Consider the following 24,283-nt stretch of genomic DNA (forward strand, 5'->3'; position numbering starts at 1 on the left):
CTGTCTGTTCGTGACTCAGAGACTCAGTTATTCAGGAAGAACGGACGACCGTATCCCAGAGAGTTATCACTGCTGCTCAGCAGATCAGAGTCGGAACCAACACTGGTACCAAAGCCGATAATGCCGATATTGAAGCTGAAGTTGTTCTCATAATCAGGATCGCCAAAGTTGTCATAACCGTCGCTAAGGGTCTGGTTCCAGCCCTTAAGCTGGTTGCTGTAGTTGAAACCCATGTACCAGCAGTCAGAGGTATAGCGGAAGCCCGCCAGCCACTCCAGCGCCTGATCTGTGGTCAGATCATAGAAGTACTGGCCGCTGAAACTCCATTTGCGTGACAGCTGGTAGCTGGCCAGCAGACCGGCCTGAGAAATACCGTCTTCAGTAATGTTGGAGACATCAAAGTCCACGGTTTCCTGAATGTACTCTTTTGGCACATAACGGTAGTTGGTCTGGATGAAACCACCATCAAACCGGTATTCCAGCGTACTGTTGGCGAGCTGCATGGAGCTGGTATCGACGTCATACTGCACGCCGCCGTGGTAAAACAGGAAGTCATCGTAGTTGAAATCCATTTCCACAGCCCAGGCCGAGTAGTTCGACTCCGTCTCTTCATCCGATGCTGTGGAGCGGACTTTCAAATCTTTGTCGATATAGAAAATCTGACCGAACGAGATATTGAGGCGCTCTTTATACGCATCGTCGAAGAAACGGGTGGAAGCGCCGTAGCTTAGCTGGTTCGCCGCGGCGACACGGTCGATGTTGCTGTATTTGCGGCTGCGGAACAGACCGTAGTAGTCGGTTTGCAGCAGGGTAGTGTCATACAGGGCGATATTGCTCTGGTCTTTTTTAGGTACATACAGGTACTGGATCTGTGGTTCCAGGGTCTGGGTGTAGCTGTCAAAGATCTTGGTATTTCGTTCCAGCACGATACCGGCGTGAGTGCGGAATTCAGGAATGACGCGGGTCACGCTCTCTTCCAGATCGCGGTTATCGGAGTCGGTCATATCGACGTCGTCCAGATCTTGCTGGTAGTAAGTGCCCAGTACGCGCGCTTCTGTGGTCCAGGTGCCCCAGGTGGTGGCAATCGGGATTTGCATGCCTGGTTCGATATGTACCCGGGTCGCAGAAGGACGGCCGTTGGCATCGGTCTCAAAACGCGAAATATGCGATTTAAAGTCCAGATCCATGTAACGCAGGGCCTGAGGTGAGTAGTAGTTAAACGCCAGTTGCGGCATCAGACGATAAGGCTGCTGGGTGCTGTTGTTATCATCCAGCAGCAGCTGGAATTGGCGTACCCGGATGGCGCTGTCCCAGTTCTGGCTGCGGTAGGCAACTTCACCTTCCTGAATCAGCTGACCGTCTTCACGGTTACCGATCGACGAGCTCAGATCAGAGAAGTAGTTAATATCGCTGACTTTGGAGTAATCGAAATCGAATTTCCATGACTGGTCATAAATGCCGCTGTGCTGATACTGGAATGCCCAGCGCTTACCCAGATCCGGGTTCAGATCATCATCCGGCAAAAACTCAGATTTGAGGCTGCCCTGACCAAAATCAGTCAGGTAGCGGAAGATACTGTTGAGCTGAGTACCGCGCTTGTCCATATAGTGCAGGGTGGTTTCCAGATCGTACTGCGGTGCCAGGTTCCAGTAGAATGGTACTTCCAGTTCGAAACCGTCGCGCGAACCGTAAGAAACGGTCGGATACAGGAAGCCGGTTTTACGGGTATCACCAATCGGCACGGTCAGGTACGGGAAGTAAAACACCGGCACGTCGAGCACTTCCAGACGCGGGTTATAGAAGGTGGCCTGTTCCTCATCCTGGTCGACATGAATCCCCGAGGCTCTCAGGCGCCAGGCATTATCATCTTCCGGACAGGAGGTAATCGAGCCATCTTCAATCTCGTATACCGCTTTACCTGTCTTGGAGATATAGGCTGCATTACCACGGCCTGGCTCACACAGGAATTTGTATTCCGTGTTCTCCAGTGTCATCTGATCATTGGTCAGATCATTGGTGGCTTTATCTGAGCGCGCTCTGACCTGGCCGTCACTGAAATTCACATTACCTTCAGCCACCACCAGGTTCTCTTTCTGGTGCAGGGTCACATTGTCAGCCTGAATCTGCTTATTACCCTGAATGACAACAACATGGCCGGAGTAGGTGGCGCGATCGCCATTAATTGCTTCTAGCTTATCCGCTTCGACATTGATAGGCTGTTGGGCGGAATTCTCTGCTGCTGGTTTATCCACCAGGCATTGATCGATAGTGGGCAGTTCCTGCACACTGTCATCCACCGTAGCGTCTGCTTGAGTCTGAGGCGCAAAGAGCGCGGCGCTAATCGAAGCGGCTAAAAACGTGCGGGAAAAACGTGACATCGAATTGTACTATCCTGTTGAAATTGTTTAAGTCCGATATTGGGAGATGATACACCCAAGCACCTGTATGTAAATTCATCCTGAACCTGGCTGTGACACAGCCGATGAGATGACTTGGGTATAATAAAAACCGTTCCTTATCATAAAGGAATTTCACGCTCCCGGCACTATCAGACCACGGCACACCTAAAAAATTCATAGATTGAGAGCACATAATGCATATTTTTGGCAAAATTCTTGGCGCTTTCTTCGGCCTCCTGTTTGGCGGTCCGCTAGGCGCAATCTTTGGCCTGTTTATTGGGCATCAGTTTGATAAAGCCCGTCGTATGAGCCGTGCCGGCTTCAGTTCCGGCGGGTTTGGTTCCGGTCCGAGCCAGGCGGAACGGCAGGAAGAATTCTTTAAAGCGGCCTTTGCTGTGATGGGCCATGTGGCCAAAGCGAAAGGCCAGGTCACCAAACAAGAGATTCAACTGGCCAGTGTCATGATGGATCGCATGAACCTGCATGGCGACCAGCGCCGTGCAGCGCAGGACGCGTTTCGTGACGGTAAAGATGCCGATTTCCCGCTTGACCGGGTACTGGAAAAAGTACGCATTTCGTCCGGCGGCCGTTTTGACCTGCTGCAGTTTTTCCTCGAGTTGCAAATCTCAGCCGCTTTTGCCGACGGCGATCTGCATCCGAGTGAGCGCGATGTGCTGCACCGTGTTGCTCAGATATTAGGTTTTTCGGCTGACCAGCTAGAGCGTCGCCTGCGTATGCAGGAAGCGGCGTTTCGTTTCCAGCAAGGTGGCGCTGGTGGACAGGGGCAGCAACACTACTCAGGCGGCCAGTGGCAGCAAACGTCAAGCCGCGACCGTCTGGCCGATGCGTATTCGGTACTCGGGGTGGATGAAAATTCCGACGCGAAAGAAATCAAGCGCGCTTACCGTAAACTGATGAACGAGCATCATCCGGATAAACTGATGGCCAAAGGCCTGCCGCCGGAGATGATGAACGTCGCCAAAGAGAAATCGCAGGAAATCCAGCATGCCTATGACTTGATCAAAAAGGAAAAAGGCATCAAGTAATCTGAGCGTGCTCAAGCACAAGGCAAGCTGCGGCTTGCCTTTTTTACCTGTGCAGTTTGCCGGCTGGTCAGTCTGTCAGGCAGGGTGGGGGCCAGAAAAGCAAAAAACCAGTCCGAAGCTATGTTTGTAAAGAAATTAGGTTTTCTAAAGTGGCTCCCGCTGTCAGGACTTGTACGGGCCGACCTTCGGTTGCGACATATCTACCGTTCACAAATGAAGAATTTTCCATATACCAGAAAAGCAAAAACCCAGTCCGAAGACTGGGTTTTCTAAAAGTGGTTCACGCTGTCAGGACTTGTACGGGCCAGCCTACTGGTTGCGACATATTCATCGTTCACAAAGAAATGGAATTTTCGCACAGTTTTTTTGGACCAGAAAAGCAAAAACCTAGTCCGAAGACTGGGTTTTCTAAAGTGGCTCCCGCTGTCAAGACTTGTACGGGCCGACCTTCGGTTGCGACATATCTACCGTTCACAAATGAAGAATTTTCCATATACCAGAAAAGCAAAAACCCAGTCCGAAGACTGGGTTTTCTAAAGTGGCTCCCCCTGCAAGACTTGAACTTGCGACATACGGATTAACAGTCCGCCGTTCTACCGACTGAACTAAGGGGGAATTATTTGTTGTTCACTGTTTTGCTATTGTCAAAACAATGGTGCCGACTACCGGAATCGAACTGGTGACCTACTGATTACAAGTCAGTTGCTCTACCTACTGAGCTAAGTCGGCCTTTTCAATCAGCTATTAAAGCTCATTGAGGAAAAGTGGCTCCCCCTGCAAGACTTGAACTTGCGACATACGGATTAACAGTCCGCCGTTCTACCGACTGAACTAAGGGGGAACAGATTTTTAAGACTCAAGGTCTTGTAAAGAATGGTGCCGACTACCGGAATCGAACTGGTGACCTACTGATTACAAGTCAGTTGCTCTACCTACTGAGCTAAGTCGGCACACCGAATCTTTATGTTTTGTTGCATGCTCGTGATGTACACCAACATTCTAAAATATGGTGCCTCGAGGCGGAATCGAACCACCGACACGAGGATTTTCAATCCTCTGCTCTACCGACTGAGCTATCGAGGCAACGGGGTGTATTAAACGAGTTTTCCGATTTCCCGTCAACAGTAAAATGCAAAAAAAATATCGTTTGTTGTTTTTCTATACTTAATGGCCTGTTTTTATCCATCAGAAGCTACTATTTGCCCAGATCCCGCGGCCTAAAAGCTGTTGCGCCAGGGAGACAGGCGAGGGCGCTGGCTTGTTAGCTGCCAGATAGTTAGTTCGGAATGGGTGTTTTTTCGGCAAAGCGGATCAAACTAAACGGCAGCTTCACGCTGTGAGGCTATCTTTTGCACTGAATACTACGGCTGTTGGTGAGTATACGGGGCGCTATCCGTTACCGGGCAGGAGCGGTTTAATGTCTCATACGGCACTGTTGATTGCGCACAAAAGCAAAAAAACAGTCCGAAGCTAGGTTTGTAAAGAAATTAGGTTTTCTAAAAGAGGTTCACGCTGTCAGGACTGGTACGGGCCGACCTTCGGTTGCGACATATCTACCGTTCACAAAGGCGTTTAATTTCCCATACTGCAGAAAAGCAAAAACCCAGTCCGAAGACTGGATTTTGTAAAGAGGTTCCCGCTGTCAGGACTTGTACGGGCCGACCTTCGGTTGCGACATATCTACCGTTCACAAAGGTGTTTAATTTCCCATACTGCAGAAAAGCAAAAACCCAGTCCGAAGACTGGATTTTGTAAAGAGGTTCCCGCTGTCAGGACTTGTACGGGCCAGCCTACTGGTTGTGACATATTCATCGTTCACAAAGAAATGGAATTTTCGCACAGTTTTTTTGGACCAGAAAAGCAAAAACCCAGTCCGAAGACTGGATTTTGTAAAGAGGTTCCCGCTGTCAGGACTTGTACGGGCCGACCTTCGGTTGCGACATATCTACCGTTCACAAAGGCGTTTAATTTCCCATACTGCAGAAAAGCAAAAAACCAGTCCGAAGACTGGATTTTCTAAAGAGGTTCCCGCTGTCAGGACTTGTACGGGCCGACCTTCGGTTGCGACATATCTACCGTTCACAAAGGCGTTTAATTTCCCATACTGCAGAAAAGCAAAAAACCAGTCCGAAGACTGGATTTTCTAAAGAGGTTCCCGCTGTCAGGACTTGTACGGGCCGACCTTCGGTTGCGACATATCTACCGTTCACAAAGGCGTTTAATTTCCCATACTGCACAAAAGCAAAAACCCAGTCCGAAGACTGGGTTTTGTAAAGTGGCTCCCCCTGCAAGACTTGAACTTGCGACATACGGATTAACAGTCCGCCGTTCTACCGACTGAACTAAGGGGGAATTATTTGTGTACTCTTTGCAGAGTAAAGCACCAAATAATGGTGCCTCGAGGCGGAATAACGGGCCCGCCCAGGGCACTGACCGATGATTTTCAACTTAACCTTACAAGGTTAGTGAGCACCGGAAATAATATGGTGCCTCGAGGCGGAATCGAACCACCGACACGAGGATTTTCAATCCTCTGCTCTACCGACTGAGCTATCGAGGCAAAAGAATGGTGCCGACTACCGGAATCGAACTGGTGACCTACTGATTACAAGTCAGTTGCTCTACCTACTGAGCTAAGTCGGCGCACTGTATTCTTTTACTGCTGCTGGTGACCTGCACCAACAACATTTAAATTGTGGTGCCCGGAGGCGGAATCGAACCACCGACACGAGGATTTTCAATCCTCTGCTCTACCGACTGAGCTATCCGGGCAACGGAGCGCTATTAAACGGATTTTCCCTCCAGTCGTCAACCTGTTTTTCTAAAAAAAATTAAAAAATCGCTTAAGCGCCGCTATTTTAAGCAAGGTGGTGGTTTTTACTGCAAATGCATCACTTTTTCTTTGCCAGCGTTAACTTTTTCTCAGCCAGCGTTAAATTGTTTCTTAAATTGGGTCACTTTCTCCAGATAGCGGCGCGACTCTGCGTTCGGGTGTTTTTTGGTCAAAGCCCAGTAAACCTGATTCGGTTTGAGTGAATTGAGGTCATTCATCGCCCGCTGCCGGTTGCGGTCGAAGGTGTTGAGTACCCCGCCGGTACCACCGTTATAGGCTGAAATCATGCTGTACTCGAGTGAGACCGGGTTGCGCACATCGCGCAGATAGCGGGTTTTGAGAATGTGAAAGTAGGCCGTTCCGGTATCAATATTGTTCTCCGGATTAAACAGATATTCGGGGGACGGCTGGCCGGAGCGGTTCTTGACCAGCTTAAACACATCGCGCCCGGCGGTTTTTGGCACTACCTGCATCAGTCCGTAGGCGTTGGCCCAGCTCACCGCATAAGGGTTGAAACTGCTCTCGGTTTTGATGATGGCGTAAATCAAATCTTCCGGAATGTCATATTTGCGCGCCGCACGCTGGACAATACTGGCGTACTGGTAACTGCGGATCTCGACCTGATCTTCGACCATAGGGATCTCGACATAATAGGCTTGTTTAAAGTCGACCTGTTTAACTTTAAGGTGATGAGCAATCAGGTAATCCGCGTAGCGGTTGGCGCGCCAGCTCCACTGAATTGGCTTGTGTTCCTGATCGACCACCTGACGATACAGAAAAGGCTGCCCTTTTAATTCAATATTTTGTGATGAGAATAAGTCGACATGGGCCGGATCATCCGGAGTGAGCAGGGTGGTGACTATGGCTTTCTTGAGGTGACCTTTAGGATCGGTCGGCGAGATGGTTTCGACCAGGATCTGACCGTCGTTGAAGTTAACTTCGGCCCGGCTCAGGTAGTCATCGATGTATTTGACATAGTTACGCTTACCGGCAATCTTGATTTCGCGGCTGCCCCAGCGTTTTTCGATATTGCCGGAGAAACTGTTGATCAGCGCATCGAGGGCCGCGGTGTCTTTGACAAACTGGCCCGGCAGCTGCGCCAGATTGGTGGCAAAGCGGTTAGTAGGCTCGTAATCGACATCGTACAAGCTCTCGACAAATTCCCGGCTGCAGCCTGCCAACAGCATGACCGTCAGGCAATAAACTAGCTTTCTCATTTGCTCCCCGAACGTGATTGAGACGGTTAAAAACAAAAATGACACCAGAGCGGAAGGCTGTGATGTCATTGTTTTTCATAGAAATGGTCTCGAATTACTCGCTTGGTGGCGTGTAACCTTCGATATGAACTTCCTGACCTTCAAACAGGAAGTTCACCATTTCCTGCTCGAGCAGTTTACGGTGCTCAGGATCCATCATGTTGAGCTTCTTCTCGTTGATCAACATGGTTTGCTTAGATTGCCATTGCGCCCAGGCTTCTTTCGAAATGTTATCGAAAATACGTTTGCCCAGTTCACCCGGATACAGCTGAAAATCCAGACCATCCGCTTCTTTTTGTAGTCGAGCACAAAATACAGTGCGGCTCATAACGACTTCCTCTTTAATTTTTTATGCATGAATTTCAAATGGAAGACTTTGCAGCAGCTGCTTTACAGGGGCAGCTAAGCCGATTTCTTCAGGTTGGTTTAAGTTATACCAAAGACCTTTGTCCGCTTCCATGATGATGTCGGGTTTGGCGGATAATTCCAGCAAAACCGGAGTAATATCGAGGTGATAATGGCTGAATGTGTGGCGAAAAGCGATTAAAGTCTTTTTCGCTACTACCAGCTTATCAGCAATACTGCGCTGATCCAGAGCGTGTTCAATCGCGGCATCGGCCGTTTCCGGAAAGCAGAACAGGCCGCCCCAGATCCCGCTTTGCGGCCGTTGCTCCAGCCACACATCTTCACCGTGATGCAGCATGACAAACCAGGTTTCTTTGACCGGTTTGTCTTTCTTCGGCTTTTTGCCCGGATAGTCGAGCGGGTTGCCTTGCTGGTATGCGCTGCAGAACTCCATCACCGGACACAGGCTGCATTTGGGTTTGGAACGGGTACAGATCATCGCGCCCATATCCATCATCGCCTGATTGTATTTGTCGACATCGGTGGCCGGAGTGTGCTGCTCGGCATGTTGCCACAACTGATTCTCAACTTTCTTTTGCCCCGGCCAGCCTTCGACCGCAAAACTGCGTGCCAGGGTACGCTTGACGTTACCATCTAAGATAGCGTGCGGCTGTTTGTACACCGAAGACAAAATCGCGGCAGCAGTCGAACGGCCGATGCCGGGCAGGGCATTGAGCTGCTCAATGTCGGTCGGAAACTCACCGCCGTACTCGGTGGCGACAATCTTGGCGGCTTTGTGCAGATTACGCGCGCGGGCGTAATAGCCAAGGCCGGTCCAGTGATGCAGCACCTCATCCTGCTCGGCTGCGGCCAGCGCAGTCACGGTCGGGAAGCGCTGCATAAAGCGCTGGTAGTAAGGGATCACGGTAGCAACCTGAGTCTGTTGCAGCATAATTTCCGACAGCCAGACGCTGTATGCGGTTTTGTTGTGTTGCCACGGCAGGTTTTTACGCCCGTAAGCGTCATACCAGGTAAGAATAGCCTTAGCGAAAGGAGTCACGACTTGCTCTGTATTAAGAATAATAATGGGGCAAAATTGCAGCACATATTTTACCAGAAGTAAAACAGACAATATTTGCGGTTATTTCGCTATCTTTGCGGTTCTTTGGTTAGCAATAACACTTGCACCCAAAGCAATTCTTTGGATAATCACAAGCCCTTTGAGTGAGAGTAAAAATTAAGCAGGCAATATCCATGACTGAAGTAACCAAAAATGAGTTCACTGAAGACGGCAAAATTGTGCGTAAAATTCGCAGTTTCGTTCGTCGTGAAGGCCGTCTGACCAAAGGTCAGGAAGCCGCGATGAAAGAGTGTTGGCCAACCATGGGTATTGATTATCAGGATGCTCTGTTGGACTGGAGCGAGGTATTTGGTAACAGTAACCCTGTGGTACTGGAAATTGGCTTTGGCATGGGCGCCTCTCTGGTTGAGATGGCTAAGAATGCACCGGAGAAAAACTTCATCGGTATCGAAGTGCACAGCCCGGGTGTGGGGGCGTGTCTCTCTTCGGCGCGTGAGGCGGGGGTGACTAACCTGCGCGTGATGTGTCACGACGCGGTGGAAGTGTTCGCCAATATGATTCCTGACAGCAGCCTGACGACACTGCAGCTGTTCTTCCCGGACCCGTGGCACAAGAAGCGTCACCACAAACGCCGTATCGTGCAGCTGGAGTTCGCGGAGATGGTGCGTCAGAAGCTGATCCCGGGTGAAGGTATCTTCCACATGGCGACCGACTGGGAAAACTACGCCGAGCACATGATTGAAGTGATGAATCAGGCGCCGGGTTACCAGAACATCGCGCAGCAAGGCGATTTTGTCGAGCGTCCGGCGGATCGTCCGCTGACCAAATTTGAACAGCGTGGCCACCGTCTCGGCCACGGTGTGTGGGACATCAAATTTCAGCGCATCAGTTAATCTGGGCCGCCAGCTAACGCTGGACAAGCCAGACCGGGCAACTGATACTGACCGGGCATAACGTGAAACGAAGCCAACATGACTGCAATGTTGGCTTTTTTGACTGCGCAGCCTGAGCTGGCTGCACCTCATATCCTATCAACAACAATAACAACCAAGACAGTTGAAGACATGAAACCGACCTCAGACATACTGGCGGACATCCTGGATGAAGTTCGCCCACTGATCGGACAAGGAAAAGTCGCAGACTACATACCAGCCCTGGCACAGGTGCCGAATGACAAGCTGGGTATCGCCGTGTACACCAATCAGGGTGAAGTGATCACCGCCGGTGACGCGCACGAGGGCTTCTCGATTCAGTCGATCTCGAAAGCGCTCAGCCTGACCCTGGCCATGAATCTGTATCAGCCGGATGAGCTATGGCGCCGGGTCGGCAAGGAGCCGTCCGGACAGGCGTTTAACTCGCTGATCCAGCTCGAAATGGAGAAGGGCATTCCGCGCAACCCGTTTATTAACGCCGGGGCGATTGTGATTGCCGATTTGCTGCAAAGCCGCTTGTCGGCGCCGCGCCAGCGCCTGCTGGAGTTCGCGCGCCAACTGAGCGGCGAAGCGCAGTTAGTGTATGACAAAGTGGTCGCCGCGTCGGAGATGATGCACAGCGACCGCAACGCGGCCATCGCTTATCTGATGCGCGCGTTTGGTAACTTTGACAACGAAGTGCTGCCGGTGCTGAATAACTATTTTCATGCCTGCGCGCTGAAAATGAGCTGTGTCGAGCTGGCGAAAATGTTCAGTTATCTGGCCAATAAAGGCGTGTCGGTGCATACCGGCGAGCCGGTGATCACTGCCACGCAAAGTAAGCAGATCAACGCGCTGCTGGCGACCTGTGGCCTGTATGATGGTGCCGGGGAGTTTGCCTACCGGGTCGGCATGCCGGGTAAATCCGGGGTCGGCGGCGGTATTATCGCTATCGTGCCGGGCGAAATGACCATCGCAGTCTGGTCACCGGAGCTGGATCCGTGCGGTAACTCACTGGCCGGTACCCGGGCACTGGAGCTGCTGGCGCAGCGAATCGGCCGCTCTATCTTCTGAGTGCACCGGAGTGTGATCATTCGCTCTGCAGAGACAAAAGTCAGCCAATCGGCTGACTTTTTGCTATTTCTCATTCACGAACAGCAGCTGAGATAACCTCGATGAGGTGAGCAAGCTACGGAAGCTACTCGTCCTCTTCTTCCGCCATAAAGGCTTCCAGCAGATCGTTTAAGAACAGTTTACCTTTCTCGGTGATCTGCCAGTGGGTGGCATCCTCACTCAGATAGCCCTGCTGCAACGCCCAGTTGAGGGTAGGTTCAATCACACTGAGCGGCAGGCCGGTGGTGGCGGTGAAGTCAGCTTTCGGACACGGCTCGATCAAACGGAAACGGTTCATAAAGAACTCGAACGGACGATCGATATCGGCCACCAGCTGCTCGTTATCCAGATACGGCTTGGTCAGATTCTGATAGGCCGCCAGATAACCGCGCGGATGCTTCACCTTAGTGGTACGTACGATGCGGCCATCACTGAAACTGAGCTTGCCGTGCGAGCCGCAGCCGATACCCAGATAATCACCAAAACGCCAGTAGTTGAGGTTGTGCTGGCACTGATAACCCGGTTTGCTGTAACCGGAGATCTCATACTGTACATAACCGGCCTCGGTCAGCTTGTGATGGCCGAGATCAAAAATATCCCACAGCGCATCATCATCCGGCAGGGTTGGTGGCTTAAAGTAAAACAGCGTATTGGGCTCGATGGTGAGCTGATACCAGGACAGGTGAGGTGGATCGAGCTCGAGCGCGCGGTCAAGATCAGCCAGCGCCTGCTCCAGGCTCTGATCCGGCAGGCCGTGCATCAGATCAAGGTTAAAGCTGGTGAGGCCAATCTGGTGCGCCAGTTTGGCGGCATTGACCGCTTCAGCCTGACCATGAATGCGGCCGAGGCGGGTCAGTTTCTCCGGCTCAAAGCTCTGCACCCCAATCGAAATCCGGGTCACGCCCGCGCTGCGGTAGCCGGCAAAACGCTCGGCTTCAATCGTGCCCGGGTTGGCTTCCATGGTGATTTCGATCTCCGGCTGAAACGGGATCCGTGCTTCAATCCCGCGCAGCAGTCGGCCGATGCCTTCGGCTGAAATCAGGCTTGGCGTACCGCCGCCGATAAAAATCGAATGCAGCGGGCGCGGGGCCTGATTGAGCTGATAACGTTCAATATCGGTATCGAGATCTTCCAGCAGGGCATCAATATACTCATCTTCCGGAATATCATTTTTCAGGGCGTGCGAGTTAAAGTCGCAGTACGGGCATTTCTGCACGCACCACGGAATGTGCACATACAGGCTCAGCGCCGGAGGAGTTAACATCACAGCTTCTGCTCTTCAATGGCAAACTGCTTTTGTTCTTCAATCGCCTGAAACAGCTTGTTAAGTGCCTGCCCACGGTGTGACAGCTGCTTCTTACGCGCCGGTTCAAGCTCTGCCGAAGCGCAGTTCTCTTGCGGTACAAAGAACACAGGATCATAGCCAAAACCGTTACTGCCCTGAGCCTGCTCCAGAATACGCCCTTCCCACTTACCGTGGCACACCAGCGGTGTCGGGTCGTCAGCGTGACGCATCAGTACCAGCACGCAGTGGAAACGCGCCGTGCGCTGCTCCTGCGGTACGCCCTGCATCGCCTCAAGCAGCTTATTGAGATTGTCGGCATCGGTCGCGCCAACACCTGCGTAACGGGCAGAATAGACACCCGGCGCACCGGCCAGGTAATCCACTTCCAGGCCTGAGTCATCAGCAATCGCCGCCATACCGGTCTCTTTGGCGGCGTGACGCGCTTTGATAATCGCGTTTTCGATAAAGGTGGTGCCGGTTTCTGCCACGTCAGAGACGTTAAATTCGCTTTGTGCGACCACGTCAAAACCAAATTCGGCCAGCAGGTCGGCCATTTCGCGTACTTTGCCCTGGTTGCCAGTGGCCAATACAATCTTGTTCATGCTTATCTCAATTTTGTTTACGGTTCTACATAAAATTTTTGGCTGAATTTGAGCTTGCCGGCGCCTTTCATCCCGGCGTTGACGTCAATGTCAAAGGTCAGGTTTTCTTCGTTACTGATCGGAAATTCAGCCAGATAATAAATCGCATCGCCTTCTTTCACCTCGCGAAACTCCAGCTCACGTATGTTGCCGATCAGGTTCTTGGCCTGGCCGGAGAGCTTAGCCTCGGTGGCCGGTTTACCCAGCGCGGCCGTATCGAGTACGCTGACGTTGAGGATGGCCGAGTAGCCATTACGGGTCAACTGGTACTGCGTGGCGACTTGCGGCGTGAGGAAGGTCGAGTTAAACGCCGAGTAGTGTACCTCAATATCCTTTATCGTGATCTGTTGTTGTGCGCTGGCCGGTAGCACGATGGCCATCAGCAGCAGGCCCAGAGCCCAGTGACGTGCGCTGAGCTGGCGCAGAGAATGTTTCAGATGCATAAGGGCTTTCTCCATAAAAGACCCACCCGGCCCGCAGGTTCGGGATGGTGATCAAATGGCACTGCTCTAAAAACAATCCCCACCATAAGGTGGGGAAGTATGTAATTAACTGAGCAGTGCCGCAACCGGCGGCGGCAGACAGACCGGAGCACTGATGCGCACTTGTTTGTGGCGGCCAAGCTCCCCTTTTTCTATCGCGATCAGTCCTTTCGCTACCTTACACTGTTTTGCTAGGAACTTACTGAGATGTGCGTTGGCTTTGCCGTCCACCGGCGGGGCGGTAATCGCCACTTTCAGCTCATCGCCATGTAAACCGACAATTGTGTCACGGCTGGCCTTGGGCTGAATATACAGCCGTAACACCAGATCGTCCCCGTCAAACCAGGCTGCTTTCATTATAGCTGATACCAGATAGGACCGATAAAGTCACCCATCAGGAAGTTAGCAAACTGCAGCACAATGAACAGCACCAGTACGCTGAGGTCAAAACCGCCCATCACAGGGATCACGCGGCGGATCGGCGCCAGCATCGGCTCGGTCAGCTGATGGAACACGTACTCCACCGGGCTGCGACCCTGGCTAACCCAGCTCAGAATTGCGCGCAGCAGCAGTACCCAGAACAGCAGGCCACCGGCCGCTTTAATCAGCGACAGCAGACCAAGCAGCAGGAAGTCAGCGCTGAATACCACACTGCCGCCGGAGGCGATCAGGATCAGGGCAACGTATTTGAGAATACACAACACATAACCGAACAAGATCGTGGCCAGATCCAGGCTGCCGACGGATGGAATAACACGGCGAAGCGGGCCGACTACCGGCTGGGTCGCTTTTACCACAAACTGGGAAAATGGGTTGTAGAAATCAGCACGCGCTGCCTGCAGCCAGATTCTAAGAATCACGACCATGATATAAAGATCAAACAGGGTGGAGATTAAAAAACTCATTGCATTCATAGGTTGCCCTTACTGCGTAGGATGATCGTTGGGTCTGACACGGCACAATTTACCACTGTCTGGCACGGGTGCGGCAGCGGAAGTATTGAGTGTGCACTAGGGTAATGAAACGATCGTTAATATTAAAATAATTTTTCCATCTCTTGTGCGCGGCTCACGGCAGCGCGCATCGCTTGCGCGACAATCTCACTGAGCTGATGCTCATTGAAAGTGCGGATGGCTTCGGCGGTGGTGCCGCCTTTCGAGGTCACCTGCTCACGCAGGGTCGACAGTTCAATCTGCGGATTGGCTTTAACCATCTCCGCAGCGCCTAGCGCTGACTGCTGCACCAGCAGACGCGCGGTTGCCGCGTCAAAGCCTTGGGCTATCGCTTCAGCCTGCATTGCTTCCATAAACAGGAAGAAATAGGCCGGGGCACTGCCTGCTGCAGCAATCACGCTATTGATGCCGGACTCTTGTTCTACCCAGCACACTTCACCCACGGCGCGCATCAGATCTGCGGTGAACACTTTATCCTGCTCGGCCACCTGCGGAGTCGCAAACAGACCGGCCATACCGCGGTTCACCAGCGAAGGGGTGTTTGGCATGACGCGCACCAGACGCAGTTGCGTTGCCAGCATCTCATTGAGACGCGCCGCCGACACACCAGCCGCAATCGAAATCACCAGCTTGCCGGAAAAATCGATCGCCTGCAGCGGCTTACAAACCTCAGCCATCAGCTGCGGTTTGACTGCCAGCACCACCACATCGGCTTCGCTGGCCGCCGCCAGGTTGTCACTGCTGGTGCGGATACCATAGTTCTGCTCCAGCGGCAGGCGGCGGGTTTCAGAAGGTGCGGTGGCAATGATGCTCTGCGCCGGATAGCCGCTGCTGACCAAACCTGCGATGATGGCGTGTGCCATGTTTCCTGCCCCGATAAAGGCGACGGTTCTTTGTTCCATGCTTCTCTTGTCCAATATTGTGGCTGCTGACCTGTGCTGATATCGGCCGATACCGGCTCAGAGCCGCAGACCTGAGTTCCAAATTCGTGTCACAACCAGACTGATGACTTAGGGTACAGTCTGTCTGCGCGGTGCACCCGCTTAAATCGTTACAGACGGTAAAACGGTGCGGCAAATGGTACGTTAACCACACCCTGGATCACGGCGCGGATTACCCTTTCTGGCTGTAATCGCGCTGACCAAAAATCGCGGTACCGATGCGCACAATGGTACTGCCGGCTTCAATTGCCGCGTCCATATCGCCGCTCATGCCCATCGACAGGGTATCAATGCCGTCAAACTTGTCCGCCAGTTGCTGTTTTAACGCGGCCAGTTGCTGAAAGGCGGCCAACTGCGACTGATAGTCGGTGACGTTCTCCGGAATTGACATCAATCCTCTTAACGTGAGGCCCGGCAGAGTAGAAATCAATTCCGCGAGCGGAAATAATTGCTGCGCACTGATGCCGGACTTAGAGGTTTCACCACTGGTATTCACCTGGATAAGCACCTGCAGCGGCGGCAGATGGGCCGGACGCTGTTCACTGAGGCGCTGGGCAATCTTGGCGCGGTCAATGGTGTGCATCCAGTCAAAGTGCTCGGCAATCAGGCGGGTTTTATTGGATTGCAGCGGGCCGATAAAATGCCATTCCAGATCGAGATCAGGATGTTGGGTGGCGAAAAACTGCACTTTATCGCAGCCTTCCTGGACATAGTTTTCACCAAAGCTGCGCTGGCCTGCCGCGGCAGCTTCCAGAATGGCTTCAACCGGTTTAGTCTTGCTCACTGCCAGAAGTTGCACTGAGCCTGGAGCGCGACCACACTTTTGTTGTGCGCTTGCGATCTGCGCCGTGATAAGTTCAAGATTTTGTTGAATACTACTCATAGCCGGACTTATTTGGGTCTGTTGACCATAGGAAAATTAAATGGATATCTCTGAATTACTGGAATTTAGTGTAAAACATAATGCGTCAGATCTACATCTTTCTGCAGGCGTTCCTCCGATGGTTCGTATCGACGGCGAGGTGAGAAAGCTTGGTGTGCCTGCTTTTAGCCATGCTGACGTGCATCGATTAATTTTTGAAATTATGAACGATGCCCAGCGCAGCGAGTATGAAGAACGGCTCGAAGTGGACTTTTCCTTTGAACTGCCGTCGGTCGGCCGTTTCCGGGTCAACGCATTTCATCAGGCGCGTGGTGCCTCAGCGGTGCTGCGGACCATCCCGACCACGATTCCAAGTTTAGAGCAGCTGGAAGCGCCGGAGATCTTCAGTAAAATCGCCAACTATGAGAAAGGCCTGGTGCTGGTCACCGGCCCGACCGGTTCCGGTAAATCGACCACACTGGCGGCGATGGTGGATTACATCAATGCCCACCATAATAAACATATCCTGACCATTGAAGACCCGATCGAGTTTGTCCATAGCAACAATAAATGCCTGATTAACCAGCGTGAAGTGCACCGCGATACCCATAGCTTTAAAAATGCGCTGCGCAGCGCGCTGCGTGAGGATCCGGATGTGATTCTGGTTGGTGAGCTGCGTGACCAGGAGACTATCAGCCTGGCGCTGACCGCCGCAGAAACCGGCCACTTAGTGTTTGGTACCCTGCACACCAGCTCGGCGGCGAAAACCATCGACCGGATTATCGATGTCTTCCCCGGCAATGATAAATCTATGGTGCGCTCCATGCTGTCGGAGTCACTGCGCGCGGTGATCGCCCAGAAGCTGCTCAAACGGGTCGGGGGCGGCCGGGTGGCCTGTCATGAGGTGATGCTGGCCACTCCGGCGATCCGTAACTTGATCCGCGAGGATAAAGTGGCGCAGATGTACTCGATTATCCAGACCGGTGCCATGCACGGCATGCAGACCATGGAGCAGAATGCCAAGCAGCTGCTGGCGAAAGGGCTGGTGGATCAGGCTGAAGTGCAGCAAAAAATCGCCACCGATATTGCTGGGTTTTAAGCAGCTGGCCGAGCGTTTATGAGTAATCAGGATAAAGAGAGCATGATGCAACTCGATGAGTGCCTGCAGGGCATGGTGACGCGTAAAGCGTCCGATATCTATATCACGGTCGGCGCGCCGCTGCTGTACCGGGTCAACGGCGCACTGGAGGCTGAGGGCAGTGCACTTGGCTCGGCTCAGGTCGGGCAACTGCTGGATGCGATGATGGACAGTGCCCGCCAGCAAGAGTTTGCCGCCAGCCATGAAGCTAATTTTGCCCTGGTGCGTGACTTTGGCCGTTTCCGGGTCAGTGCTTTTATGCAGCGCGAGCAGCCGGGCGCGGTGATCCGCCGCATCGAAACCGACATCCCGACCTTTGAGCAGCTCGATTTGCCGCCGGTACTGAAAGATCTGGCACTGGCCAAGCGCGGCCTGGTGCTGGTGGTGGGAGCGACCGGCTCCGGTAAGTCGACCACCCTGGCGGCGATGACCGGCTATCGCAATGCCGAGCGCAGCGGGCATATCCTCAGCGTGGAAGATCCGATTGAGTTCGTTCATCCCCATCAGCGCAGTATCGTGACCCAGCGTGAAGTCGGCCTGGATACCGACAGTTTTGAAGTGGCGCTGAAAAACTCGCTGCGTCAGGCACCGGACATGATCGTCATCGGGGAGATCCGCACACGTGAGACGATGGAATACGCCATGACCTTTGCCGAAACCGGCCATCTGTGTCTGGCTACCCTGCACGCTAATAATGCCAACCAGGCGCTGGAGCGCATTTTACATCTGGTCAGCAAAGAGCGCCGCGAGCAGTTTCTGTTTGATCTGTCGCTCAACCTGCAAGGGATTATCGCGCAGCAATTGCTGGCGGATAAACAGGGTCAGGGGCGGCACGGGGTGTTTGAAATATTGCTCAACAGCCCGCGCGTGGCGGATCTTATCCGGCGCGGCGATCTGCATGAACTGAAAGCGACCATGGCCAAATCACGTGAGAACGGCATGCAGACCTTTGATCAGGCGCTGTATCAGCTGGTGGCAGAGGATAAAATCGATGAGCAGGAAGCGCTGCACAGTGCCGATTCGGCCAATGATCTGCGTCTGATGCTCAAAACCCGCTCGGGCACAGAGGGTTCTGCGCTGTCCGGCGGTTCACTGGCGAATGTGCAGATTGATATGGACTAAGTTTATATGGACCAAGTTTATGTGGACCAAGTTTATATGGACTAAGTGTATATGGATTCAGCGCCCGGGGTGATGGGGAATGATAAAAAACAGCCGAAGCAGGCTGTTTTTTACATGCTGTTGCTGGAGCAGGATGGAAATGCTGCGCAGTCAGTCGCTATTCGCCCCACAGAGTTTCGAACCAGCTTTCCAGGATCACCACCGCCGACTGGCAGTCGACGTTGCCTTTGCTCAGCGCTTTGTAGCCGCCCATCGAGAACAGCTCGGCGCGCGCTTCGGCAGTTGACAGCCGTTCATCATGCAGTTCGACCGGCAGGCCGTAGCGGCCGTGCAGCCGCTGGGCAAACTTCTTGGCGCGCGGGGTAATGGTTTCCAGCGCTTTGCCTTGCAGGTCAGTCGGCAGGCCAACCACCAGCAGATCGGGTTGCCACTCTTTGATCTGCTTTTCAATCTCATCCCAGTTGGGAATGCCATCGTTGGCTTTAAACGCTTTCAATGGTGAGGCGGTGCCAGTGATTTCCTGGCCAATGGCGCTGCCGATACTCTTAGTACCGAAATCAAACGCCATAATAGTGCGTGACATAGGGTGTTTCTCTTAAATTGCGCGCCGCTCAGGCGTGTCCGGTCTGGGTGGACAGCTGGTGCGGATTAATACCCAGTTTCTGAATCGCTTTATTCCACTTTTCATGCACCGGGGTGTTAAAGATCAGCTCCGGATCGGCTTCAATCGTCAGCCAGGAGTTTTCCGCCAGTTCATCTTCGAGCTGACCCGGCGACCAGCCGGAGTAGCCCAGTGCGACAATGTAGCCGCTTGGCTCGGCATCGGTGCCCAGTACCGTCAGAATATCTTTTGAGGTGGTGACACTGATCTCGTTGGTCATATGAATGCTCGATTCATAATGATCTTTCGGACGGTGCAGAATAAAACCGCGATCTTCCGAAATCGGCCCACCGTTAAATACCGGACGTTTCAGGCTGTCAGCGTGTGACTGCGGATACGCCGCTTCCACTTCAACCTGCTCGAGCATCCCGCCGACAGTGACATCAATCGGAGCATTGATCATCAGCCCCATCGCCCCCTCTTCATTGTGTTCACAGATGTAAATCACACTGTGCTTGAAGTAAGGATCCTGCATGCTCGGCATGGCGACGAGAAAATGGTTGGTCAGGTTCATCTGTGTCTCCACTTGCAAGGGCCGGCACTGCGGTATTTGCACCGCGAGTGAGGCCCAATTTTCAGGAGCGGAGCTCCTTACAATGACAAGGCTTTGATACGACGCTCAATCGCGTCCATCAGTTTACCTGTGATTGAGATATCGAAGGCCGCCTCAATCTCGCGTACGCAAGTCGGGCTGGTCACGTTAATCTCAGTCAGTTTATCGCCAATGACGTCAAGGCCGACAAAGATCAGACCTTTTTCTTTTAGTACCGGTGCCACGGTTTCGGCAATCTTGCGATCAGTGTCGCTGATCGGGCGTGCTTCACCACGACCACCGGCAGCCAGGTTACCACGGGTTTCACCGGCGGCCGGAATACGAGCCAGACAGTAAGGCATCGGTTCACCATCCACCACCAGGATACGTTTGTCACCGTTGCTGATATCCGGCACGAACGTCTGTGCCATGCAGTAGTTTTGTCCCTGGTTGGTCAGCGTTTCAATGATCACCGACACGTTCGGATCGCCTTGCTTGACCCGGAAAATCGAGGCGCCGCCCATGCCGTCGAGAGGCTTAAGGATAATGTCACCATGCTGCTCGCGGAACGCTTTAATCTTCTCGGCTTTACGCGTCACCATCGTGGTCGGCGTCAGTTCCGGGAACCAGGCAGTGAACAGTTTTTCGTTACAGTCACGCAGGCTTTGTGGCTTGTTGACCACCAGGGTACCTTCTTCTTCTGCACGTTCCAGAATGTAGGTCGCGTAAATGTATTCAGTATCAAACGGAGGATCTTTACGCATCAGCACGGCGTCGAGTTCAGACAGGGCGATGGATTGCTCGGACTTGAATTCATACCAGCCGGTTGGATCTTCTTTCAGCTCGACAACTTTGGTGTCAGCCATGGCGACGCCTTGATCTAAGTGTAGATCATTCATCTCCATATAATGAATCTCATAACCGCGACGTTGCGCTTCTAGCATCATGGCGAAGCTGGTGTCTTTTTTGATGTTAATGGACGAAATCGGGTCCATTACGATGCCGAGTTTAATCATGCTCATCTCCGTTAGCCAAGATCGCCGAAGCGAACTTGCAGGGCTGTAATTGCGGTTAAGGCTGCGGTTTCGGTGCGCAGTACGCGCGGGCCGAGCAGCGTTTCTTCAAATTGGTGATCGCGGGTCATCTTGATCTCTTGTGATGACAGGCCGCCTTCCGGGCCAATCAGCAGGCGCACTTTGCTTACCGGCTGTGGCAGGGTATTGATGGAATATTTAGCGCGCGGATGCAGGTTGAGTTTGAGCGCGTCGCTCTGCTCGCCACACCACTCTTCCAGGCTCATGATCGGACGAATTTCCGGCACGATATTACGGCCACACTGTTCACAGGCGCTGATGGCTATCTTCTGCCATTGCTGCAGTTTCTTCTCAAACCGTTTCGGATCCAGCTTGACGCCGCAGCGCTCAGAGATGAGCGGTGTGATGGTGTTGACGCCGAGCTCGACCGATTTCTGAATGGTGAACTCCATTTTATCGCCACGGGAAATGACTTGTCCCAGATGGAGATCGAGCGGGGACTCAATACTGTTCTCAACCCGCTCAGAAAGTTCGACCACCACCTGCTTCTTACCGGATTCGGTAATCACAGCCGGAAATTCCGCGCCACTGCCGTCAAACAGCAGGACTTCCTGACCCGGTTGCATGCGCAGTACGCGCCCGATGTGACCGGCCGCATCTTCACTCAAAGTGAGCGCGCCAAGATGAGTAATAGGGTGCGGGTGATAAATACGGGGAACTCGCATGCTGGTATTCCTGAAATATGCTAATTATCTGGCCCTTAAGATGGGCGCTTTACAGCAAAAAAACAAGGGGCAATCGCGGATTGCCCTTGTTTTGGCACAAAGTCAGTTTTGGCGCAAAGTCAGCATGGTCATCTGTCAGCATAGTCATAGACCGCTTGCGGCTGGGCAGTCAGGCTGTGGTGTGGCCGCGCGGATTAACGCGCAGATGATAAAGCGCGTACGATTAAGGTTTGGCGCTCAGTGCGTAGCTGCGGCACTGCTCGATGACATACGGGTTGTGGTTGCCCTGAATGCGTTCGATACGCTGATCGCGCACGCACTCCCACTGGTTAACCGGATACTGGCGGTTCCAGGCCTGCATCAACTGAGCCTGGGCCTTGGAGAGACGAAAACCGTAGCGGTCGCTCATATACAGATAGGTCCGTGCAATCGCGCCGCGCGCGCGCTCCGGCGGCATCACCCGGCGCTGTTTAAAGTTGACCTGTACTTCGCAGCGGCCGTAAGTCGCACCGTCGATGCCGTTCCACTGGCTGAAGTTGAGATTGGATCGGTCGCCGTTCACCTCACCGATCGCCGGGGTCAGATTGTGCAGATCCGCTTCCATACGCTTGAAGGTGGCGTCATGACGTGAGCACTCTTTGCGCCCGCCTTTTTGCCAGCATTGCAGCTGGTGGCCAAACTGCCAGGCCGGAACAACGTGTTCCCATTCGATGCGACTGGCACGTTTTTGCTGTTTGCGCACCTGATAGCCACAACTCTGCAGATCCGGTGTGCCTTTTTTGCCCTGCCAGGTGATGTTACAGCCACAGTAAAAGCTGACCGGATGATCCTGATAAATCGTCAGTGCGGCCTTTTTGGCCTGATAAAAAGAGGTCGGTGCTGAAGCCCAGGCTGCCGAAACCAGGCTGCTTAAGCCCAGCGCAAGTAATAAACGCAACATAGTAAAGACTGGTTATAGTGTGATTTTTTCCAGTCTATCACTCATAAATGGCAGTTTGAGCAGATGTTTTTATCATTACGGAACGCAGCGCACTGTCTGACCAAAACTTGCGCGCTGCGGTGGCCGTTAACATATAACGTCCGATAAAATCAGGCTCGGCAATGGCCGCACAGACGCAGCTTTAAGAGAGTTGTTTGCCGGTGAAGGTCAGAGTTTGCTGGCACTGCTGGCAGCGGTACACCGCCTGATTGCGCAGCACTTTATTGTGGCGGCGCACCGAGAGCGGATAACGGTTACAGGCACACAGATACTCAAAGGTCTTGCCCTGTACTGAGGCGACCGAGAAACGGTGGGTGGTATTGGCGGGCACGCCAAATACCTCAGTCATGATGTGTTGCCACTCGCTGCCGTGCGGGCGCACCCGGCCGTAAATCTGATAGGTGATCAGGTGGGCGATTTCATGCGGCACCACTTCCTCGATGAAAGCGTGCGGGTTTTCGCCAAACAGCACCGGATTGAGACGGATCTCCTGCAACTGCAGATAGGCTTTGCCGGCCACTTTACCGCGCAGTTGAAAGCTCAGCTTTGGAGTGGCAAAGGGACGCTTAAAATAGCGCTCGGCTTTGTCGATACAACGTTGAATTTGCGCTTTGGCGCGATACTGCAGTTCAAAATCGACCACAAACAGGGACTCCGGCGAAGCGTGCTCAGTAACGGCGTGTGGTCACGGGGGCACGAGAGAAAAGATAAAAAAAACCTCAGCATTTGGCTGAGGTTTTATCATAACACTGTTGACCGTACTCGCTGTAGTATCCAGTGGACGGGACAGTGAGTCAGGTTGGAGACCTTTGATATCAGTGTCATTTGTTACACATTGTCCGCTTGTGGCCAGGATTAGCCGTCATGTTTCTTCTTGATGATCGCATGGTAGGCGTGCCAGGTGCTGTAGCCGAGAATCGGCATAGTAAACAGCATACCGATACCGTAGGTGGCAAAGCCAATCAGGATCCCGCCGCCAATCACCCCGGCCCAGACGATCATGGCCGGAATGTTGGACTTCACCGCGTTAAAGCTGCTGAACACGGCGGTCATCACATCGACGCGGCGCTCCATCATCAGCGGAATCGAAAACGCCGAGATACTGAAGATGACACAGGCAATCACGAAACCGACCAGCGAGCCAATCACCAGAAACGGCAGGAAGTCGGTCAGCGGCGCGCCCTGCACCGACGGATAGAGCGCGTGCAGCAGCGCGGCAATCCGCATCCAGAAAATCATCGCCACGGCCAGCATCACCGCAAATGCCCACTGTGAACTGGAGTTACGGGTAATGGCTTTAATCGAATGGAGCAGACCGGCGGAGTGGCCTTTCTCCCGTTCCCAGCTCGCGGCGTACAAACCGAGCGCAAGGAAAGGGCCAATCAGCATATAGATCACCAGACTGGGCAGAATGACCAGGTGGGTGCCTTGCCACTGCACCAGCAGCACAATACCGATCGCGGCGGCCATAAAGCACAGCCCGTAGAACGCGCTGATGAGCGGCATGCGGATAAAGTCATGCAGGCCGAGCGCCAGCCAGTGAAACGGAGCAGACACACTCACCGAGTTACATGGCAGCGTGCGGGCGTATTCCTGTGGACCGACTTCTTTTTGCTTATGGTCGAAGTCGGAAGAGTGAACCGTACGAGGCATAAATCCTCCCTGATCGATTAGGCACAGCAGTGGGATAAGGAACGCAGCCAGCGGGGTGCCTTGCAAGAGCGTGGTGTCTTGAAGAGGAAAGTCCCCCGGGCAGCGCAGTATCAATTCTATCGGTATTCATTATTTCGTCTGTTGGTATGAACGATTGCGTCTGTTGGTATTAACTATTCAGTCTGTTCGTATTAACTATTGCTGACGTGCAGCAAAAACACAAATAAACGAATAAAATTTAACCAGGAAATAGCAGATTGAAAGCACTGATAGGCAGCGAGCTAAGCGGGC

The 24,283-nt window shown here is 53.0% G+C and carries 23 protein-coding genes and 9 tRNA genes; 5 read left to right on the forward strand and 27 right to left on the reverse strand.

Going from position 1 to position 24,283, the window contains the following annotated elements:
- Positions 1-23: 23 nt before the first annotated feature.
- Positions 24-2,378 carry an LPS assembly protein LptD gene (lptD, locus tag J0X00_RS13790; protein ID WP_136487576.1) on the reverse strand — a complete coding sequence of 785 codons (2,355 nt, stop codon included), beginning with the start codon at positions 2,376-2,378 and terminating at the stop codon, positions 24-26.
- A gap of 215 nt (positions 2,379-2,593) precedes the next feature.
- On the opposite strand from lptD, the gene djlA reads away from it, so the two are divergent.
- Positions 2,594-3,445 carry a co-chaperone DjlA gene (gene djlA / locus J0X00_RS13795; protein ID WP_136487575.1) on the forward strand — a complete coding sequence of 284 codons (852 nt, stop codon included), beginning with the start codon at positions 2,594-2,596 and terminating at the stop codon, positions 3,443-3,445.
- Positions 3,446-3,984: 539 nt separating this feature from the next.
- Here djlA and J0X00_RS13800 read toward each other — a convergent pair.
- The 12 genes from J0X00_RS13800 to mutY all read right to left on the reverse strand — a co-directional run bounded on the left by J0X00_RS13800 (position 3,985) and on the right by mutY (position 8,939).
- Positions 3,985-4,060: transfer RNA gene (locus J0X00_RS13800), tRNA-Asn, on the reverse strand.
- A gap of 38 nt (positions 4,061-4,098) precedes the next feature.
- Positions 4,099-4,174 (reverse strand) — tRNA-Thr (locus J0X00_RS13805).
- Positions 4,175-4,210: 36 nt separating this feature from the next.
- Positions 4,211-4,286 (reverse strand) — tRNA-Asn (locus J0X00_RS13810).
- Positions 4,287-4,319: 33 nt separating this feature from the next.
- Positions 4,320-4,395: transfer RNA gene (locus J0X00_RS13815), tRNA-Thr, on the reverse strand.
- A gap of 57 nt (positions 4,396-4,452) precedes the next feature.
- Positions 4,453-4,528: transfer RNA gene (locus tag J0X00_RS13820), tRNA-Phe, on the reverse strand.
- Positions 4,529-5,721: 1,193 nt separating this feature from the next.
- A tRNA-Asn gene (locus tag J0X00_RS13825) sits at positions 5,722-5,797 on the reverse strand.
- A 132-nt stretch (positions 5,798-5,929) separates the two neighbouring features.
- A tRNA-Phe gene (locus J0X00_RS13830) sits at positions 5,930-6,005 on the reverse strand.
- A 7-nt stretch (positions 6,006-6,012) separates the two neighbouring features.
- A tRNA-Thr gene (locus J0X00_RS13835) sits at positions 6,013-6,088 on the reverse strand.
- Positions 6,089-6,141: 53 nt separating this feature from the next.
- Positions 6,142-6,217 (reverse strand) — tRNA-Phe (locus J0X00_RS13840).
- Between the two features lie 150 nt (positions 6,218-6,367).
- On the reverse strand, positions 6,368-7,495 hold the full coding sequence (gene mltC / locus J0X00_RS13845) for a membrane-bound lytic murein transglycosylase MltC (RefSeq protein WP_282478270.1): 1,128 nt from the start codon (positions 7,493-7,495) through the stop codon (positions 6,368-6,370).
- A 94-nt stretch (positions 7,496-7,589) separates the two neighbouring features.
- Entirely contained in the window at positions 7,590-7,862 is a 273-nt protein-coding gene (locus tag J0X00_RS13850) for an oxidative damage protection protein (RefSeq protein ID WP_136487573.1), read from the reverse strand.
- Positions 7,863-7,883: 21 nt separating this feature from the next.
- Complete coding sequence (mutY, locus tag J0X00_RS13855) at positions 7,884-8,939, reverse strand: A/G-specific adenine glycosylase (RefSeq protein WP_136487572.1); 1,056 nt, start codon at positions 8,937-8,939, stop codon at positions 7,884-7,886.
- Positions 8,940-9,133: 194 nt separating this feature from the next.
- On the opposite strand from mutY, the gene trmB reads away from it, so the two are divergent.
- Positions 9,134-9,853 carry a tRNA (guanosine(46)-N7)-methyltransferase TrmB gene (gene trmB / locus J0X00_RS13860; RefSeq protein ID WP_136487571.1) on the forward strand — a complete coding sequence of 240 codons (720 nt, stop codon included), beginning with the start codon at positions 9,134-9,136 and terminating at the stop codon, positions 9,851-9,853.
- Between the two features lie 171 nt (positions 9,854-10,024).
- Positions 10,025-10,945 (forward strand): glutaminase B, encoded by a 921-nt coding sequence (gene glsB, locus J0X00_RS13865; protein WP_282478271.1) that lies wholly within the window; start codon positions 10,025-10,027, stop codon positions 10,943-10,945.
- Between the two features lie 124 nt (positions 10,946-11,069).
- Here the strand turns inward: glsB and hemW are convergent, their stop codons facing one another.
- The 7 genes from hemW to J0X00_RS13900 form a co-directional block, all read right to left on the reverse strand.
- Positions 11,070-12,248 (reverse strand): radical SAM family heme chaperone HemW, encoded by a 1,179-nt coding sequence (hemW, locus tag J0X00_RS13870; protein WP_282478296.1) that lies wholly within the window; start codon positions 12,246-12,248, stop codon positions 11,070-11,072.
- Positions 12,248-12,871, reverse strand: coding sequence for an XTP/dITP diphosphatase (locus J0X00_RS13875; RefSeq protein ID WP_282478272.1), 624 nt, complete (start codon positions 12,869-12,871; stop codon positions 12,248-12,250). Before J0X00_RS13875 ends, hemW begins: the two co-directional genes overlap by 1 nt.
- A gap of 17 nt (positions 12,872-12,888) precedes the next feature.
- Positions 12,889-13,290 (reverse strand): DUF4426 domain-containing protein, encoded by a 402-nt coding sequence (locus tag J0X00_RS13880; RefSeq protein ID WP_256612999.1) that lies wholly within the window; start codon positions 13,288-13,290, stop codon positions 12,889-12,891.
- 168 nt (positions 13,291-13,458) lie between these two features.
- Entirely contained in the window at positions 13,459-13,749 is a 291-nt protein-coding gene (gene yggU / locus J0X00_RS13885) for a DUF167 family protein YggU (protein ID WP_136487567.1), read from the reverse strand.
- Positions 13,749-14,306: a YggT family protein gene (locus J0X00_RS13890; RefSeq protein WP_136487566.1), complete on the reverse strand. Its 558-nt coding sequence runs from the start codon at positions 14,304-14,306 to the stop codon at positions 13,749-13,751. The genes yggU and J0X00_RS13890 overlap by 1 nt, the downstream gene beginning before the upstream one ends.
- A gap of 122 nt (positions 14,307-14,428) precedes the next feature.
- On the reverse strand, positions 14,429-15,247 hold the full coding sequence (proC, locus tag J0X00_RS13895) for a pyrroline-5-carboxylate reductase (RefSeq protein ID WP_282477022.1): 819 nt from the start codon (positions 15,245-15,247) through the stop codon (positions 14,429-14,431).
- 211 nt (positions 15,248-15,458) lie between these two features.
- A complete protein-coding gene (locus tag J0X00_RS13900; RefSeq protein WP_282477023.1) occupies positions 15,459-16,169 on the reverse strand; it encodes a YggS family pyridoxal phosphate-dependent enzyme in 711 nt (236 codons plus the stop codon).
- Positions 16,170-16,209: 40 nt separating this feature from the next.
- Between J0X00_RS13900 and J0X00_RS13905 the strand changes: the two genes are divergently transcribed.
- Both J0X00_RS13905 and J0X00_RS13910 read left to right on the forward strand, forming a co-directional pair.
- Positions 16,210-17,247 carry a type IV pilus twitching motility protein PilT gene (locus J0X00_RS13905; RefSeq protein ID WP_136487563.1) on the forward strand — a complete coding sequence of 346 codons (1,038 nt, stop codon included), beginning with the start codon at positions 16,210-16,212 and terminating at the stop codon, positions 17,245-17,247.
- 45 nt (positions 17,248-17,292) lie between these two features.
- The gene (locus tag J0X00_RS13910) at positions 17,293-18,408 is read left to right on the forward strand and encodes a PilT/PilU family type 4a pilus ATPase (RefSeq protein WP_136487630.1); all 1,116 of its coding nucleotides are present in this window, start codon (positions 17,293-17,295) and stop codon (positions 18,406-18,408) included.
- A gap of 157 nt (positions 18,409-18,565) precedes the next feature.
- On the opposite strand, the gene ruvX is transcribed toward J0X00_RS13910, so the two are convergent.
- The 7 genes from ruvX to J0X00_RS13945 all read right to left on the reverse strand — a co-directional run bounded on the left by ruvX (position 18,566) and on the right by J0X00_RS13945 (position 23,992).
- Positions 18,566-18,991, reverse strand: a complete 426-nt coding sequence (gene ruvX, locus J0X00_RS13915) for a Holliday junction resolvase RuvX (protein WP_136487562.1) — start codon at positions 18,989-18,991, stop codon at positions 18,566-18,568.
- Between the two features lie 28 nt (positions 18,992-19,019).
- Positions 19,020-19,583 carry a YqgE/AlgH family protein gene (locus J0X00_RS13920; protein ID WP_136487561.1) on the reverse strand — a complete coding sequence of 188 codons (564 nt, stop codon included), beginning with the start codon at positions 19,581-19,583 and terminating at the stop codon, positions 19,020-19,022.
- A gap of 77 nt (positions 19,584-19,660) precedes the next feature.
- Complete coding sequence (gshB, locus tag J0X00_RS13925) at positions 19,661-20,617, reverse strand: glutathione synthase (protein ID WP_136487560.1); 957 nt, start codon at positions 20,615-20,617, stop codon at positions 19,661-19,663.
- 11 nt (positions 20,618-20,628) lie between these two features.
- Entirely contained in the window at positions 20,629-21,360 is a 732-nt protein-coding gene (gene rsmE, locus J0X00_RS13930; protein ID WP_218562396.1) for a 16S rRNA (uracil(1498)-N(3))-methyltransferase, read from the reverse strand.
- A 223-nt stretch (positions 21,361-21,583) separates the two neighbouring features.
- Entirely contained in the window at positions 21,584-22,300 is a 717-nt protein-coding gene (locus tag J0X00_RS13935) for an endonuclease (RefSeq protein WP_136487558.1), read from the reverse strand.
- 181 nt (positions 22,301-22,481) lie between these two features.
- Positions 22,482-22,988, reverse strand: coding sequence for a SprT family zinc-dependent metalloprotease (locus tag J0X00_RS13940; protein ID WP_206208448.1), 507 nt, complete (start codon positions 22,986-22,988; stop codon positions 22,482-22,484).
- A 206-nt stretch (positions 22,989-23,194) separates the two neighbouring features.
- Positions 23,195-23,992 (reverse strand): DUF2189 domain-containing protein, encoded by a 798-nt coding sequence (locus J0X00_RS13945; protein WP_136487556.1) that lies wholly within the window; start codon positions 23,990-23,992, stop codon positions 23,195-23,197.
- Positions 23,993-24,283: the final 291 nt, after the last annotated feature.

Origin of the sequence: Vibrio sp. ABG19, from assembly GCF_029962385.1 — a bacterium.
In the GTDB taxonomy this organism is placed as follows: domain Bacteria; phylum Pseudomonadota; class Gammaproteobacteria; order Enterobacterales; family Vibrionaceae; genus Vibrio; species Vibrio ostreae.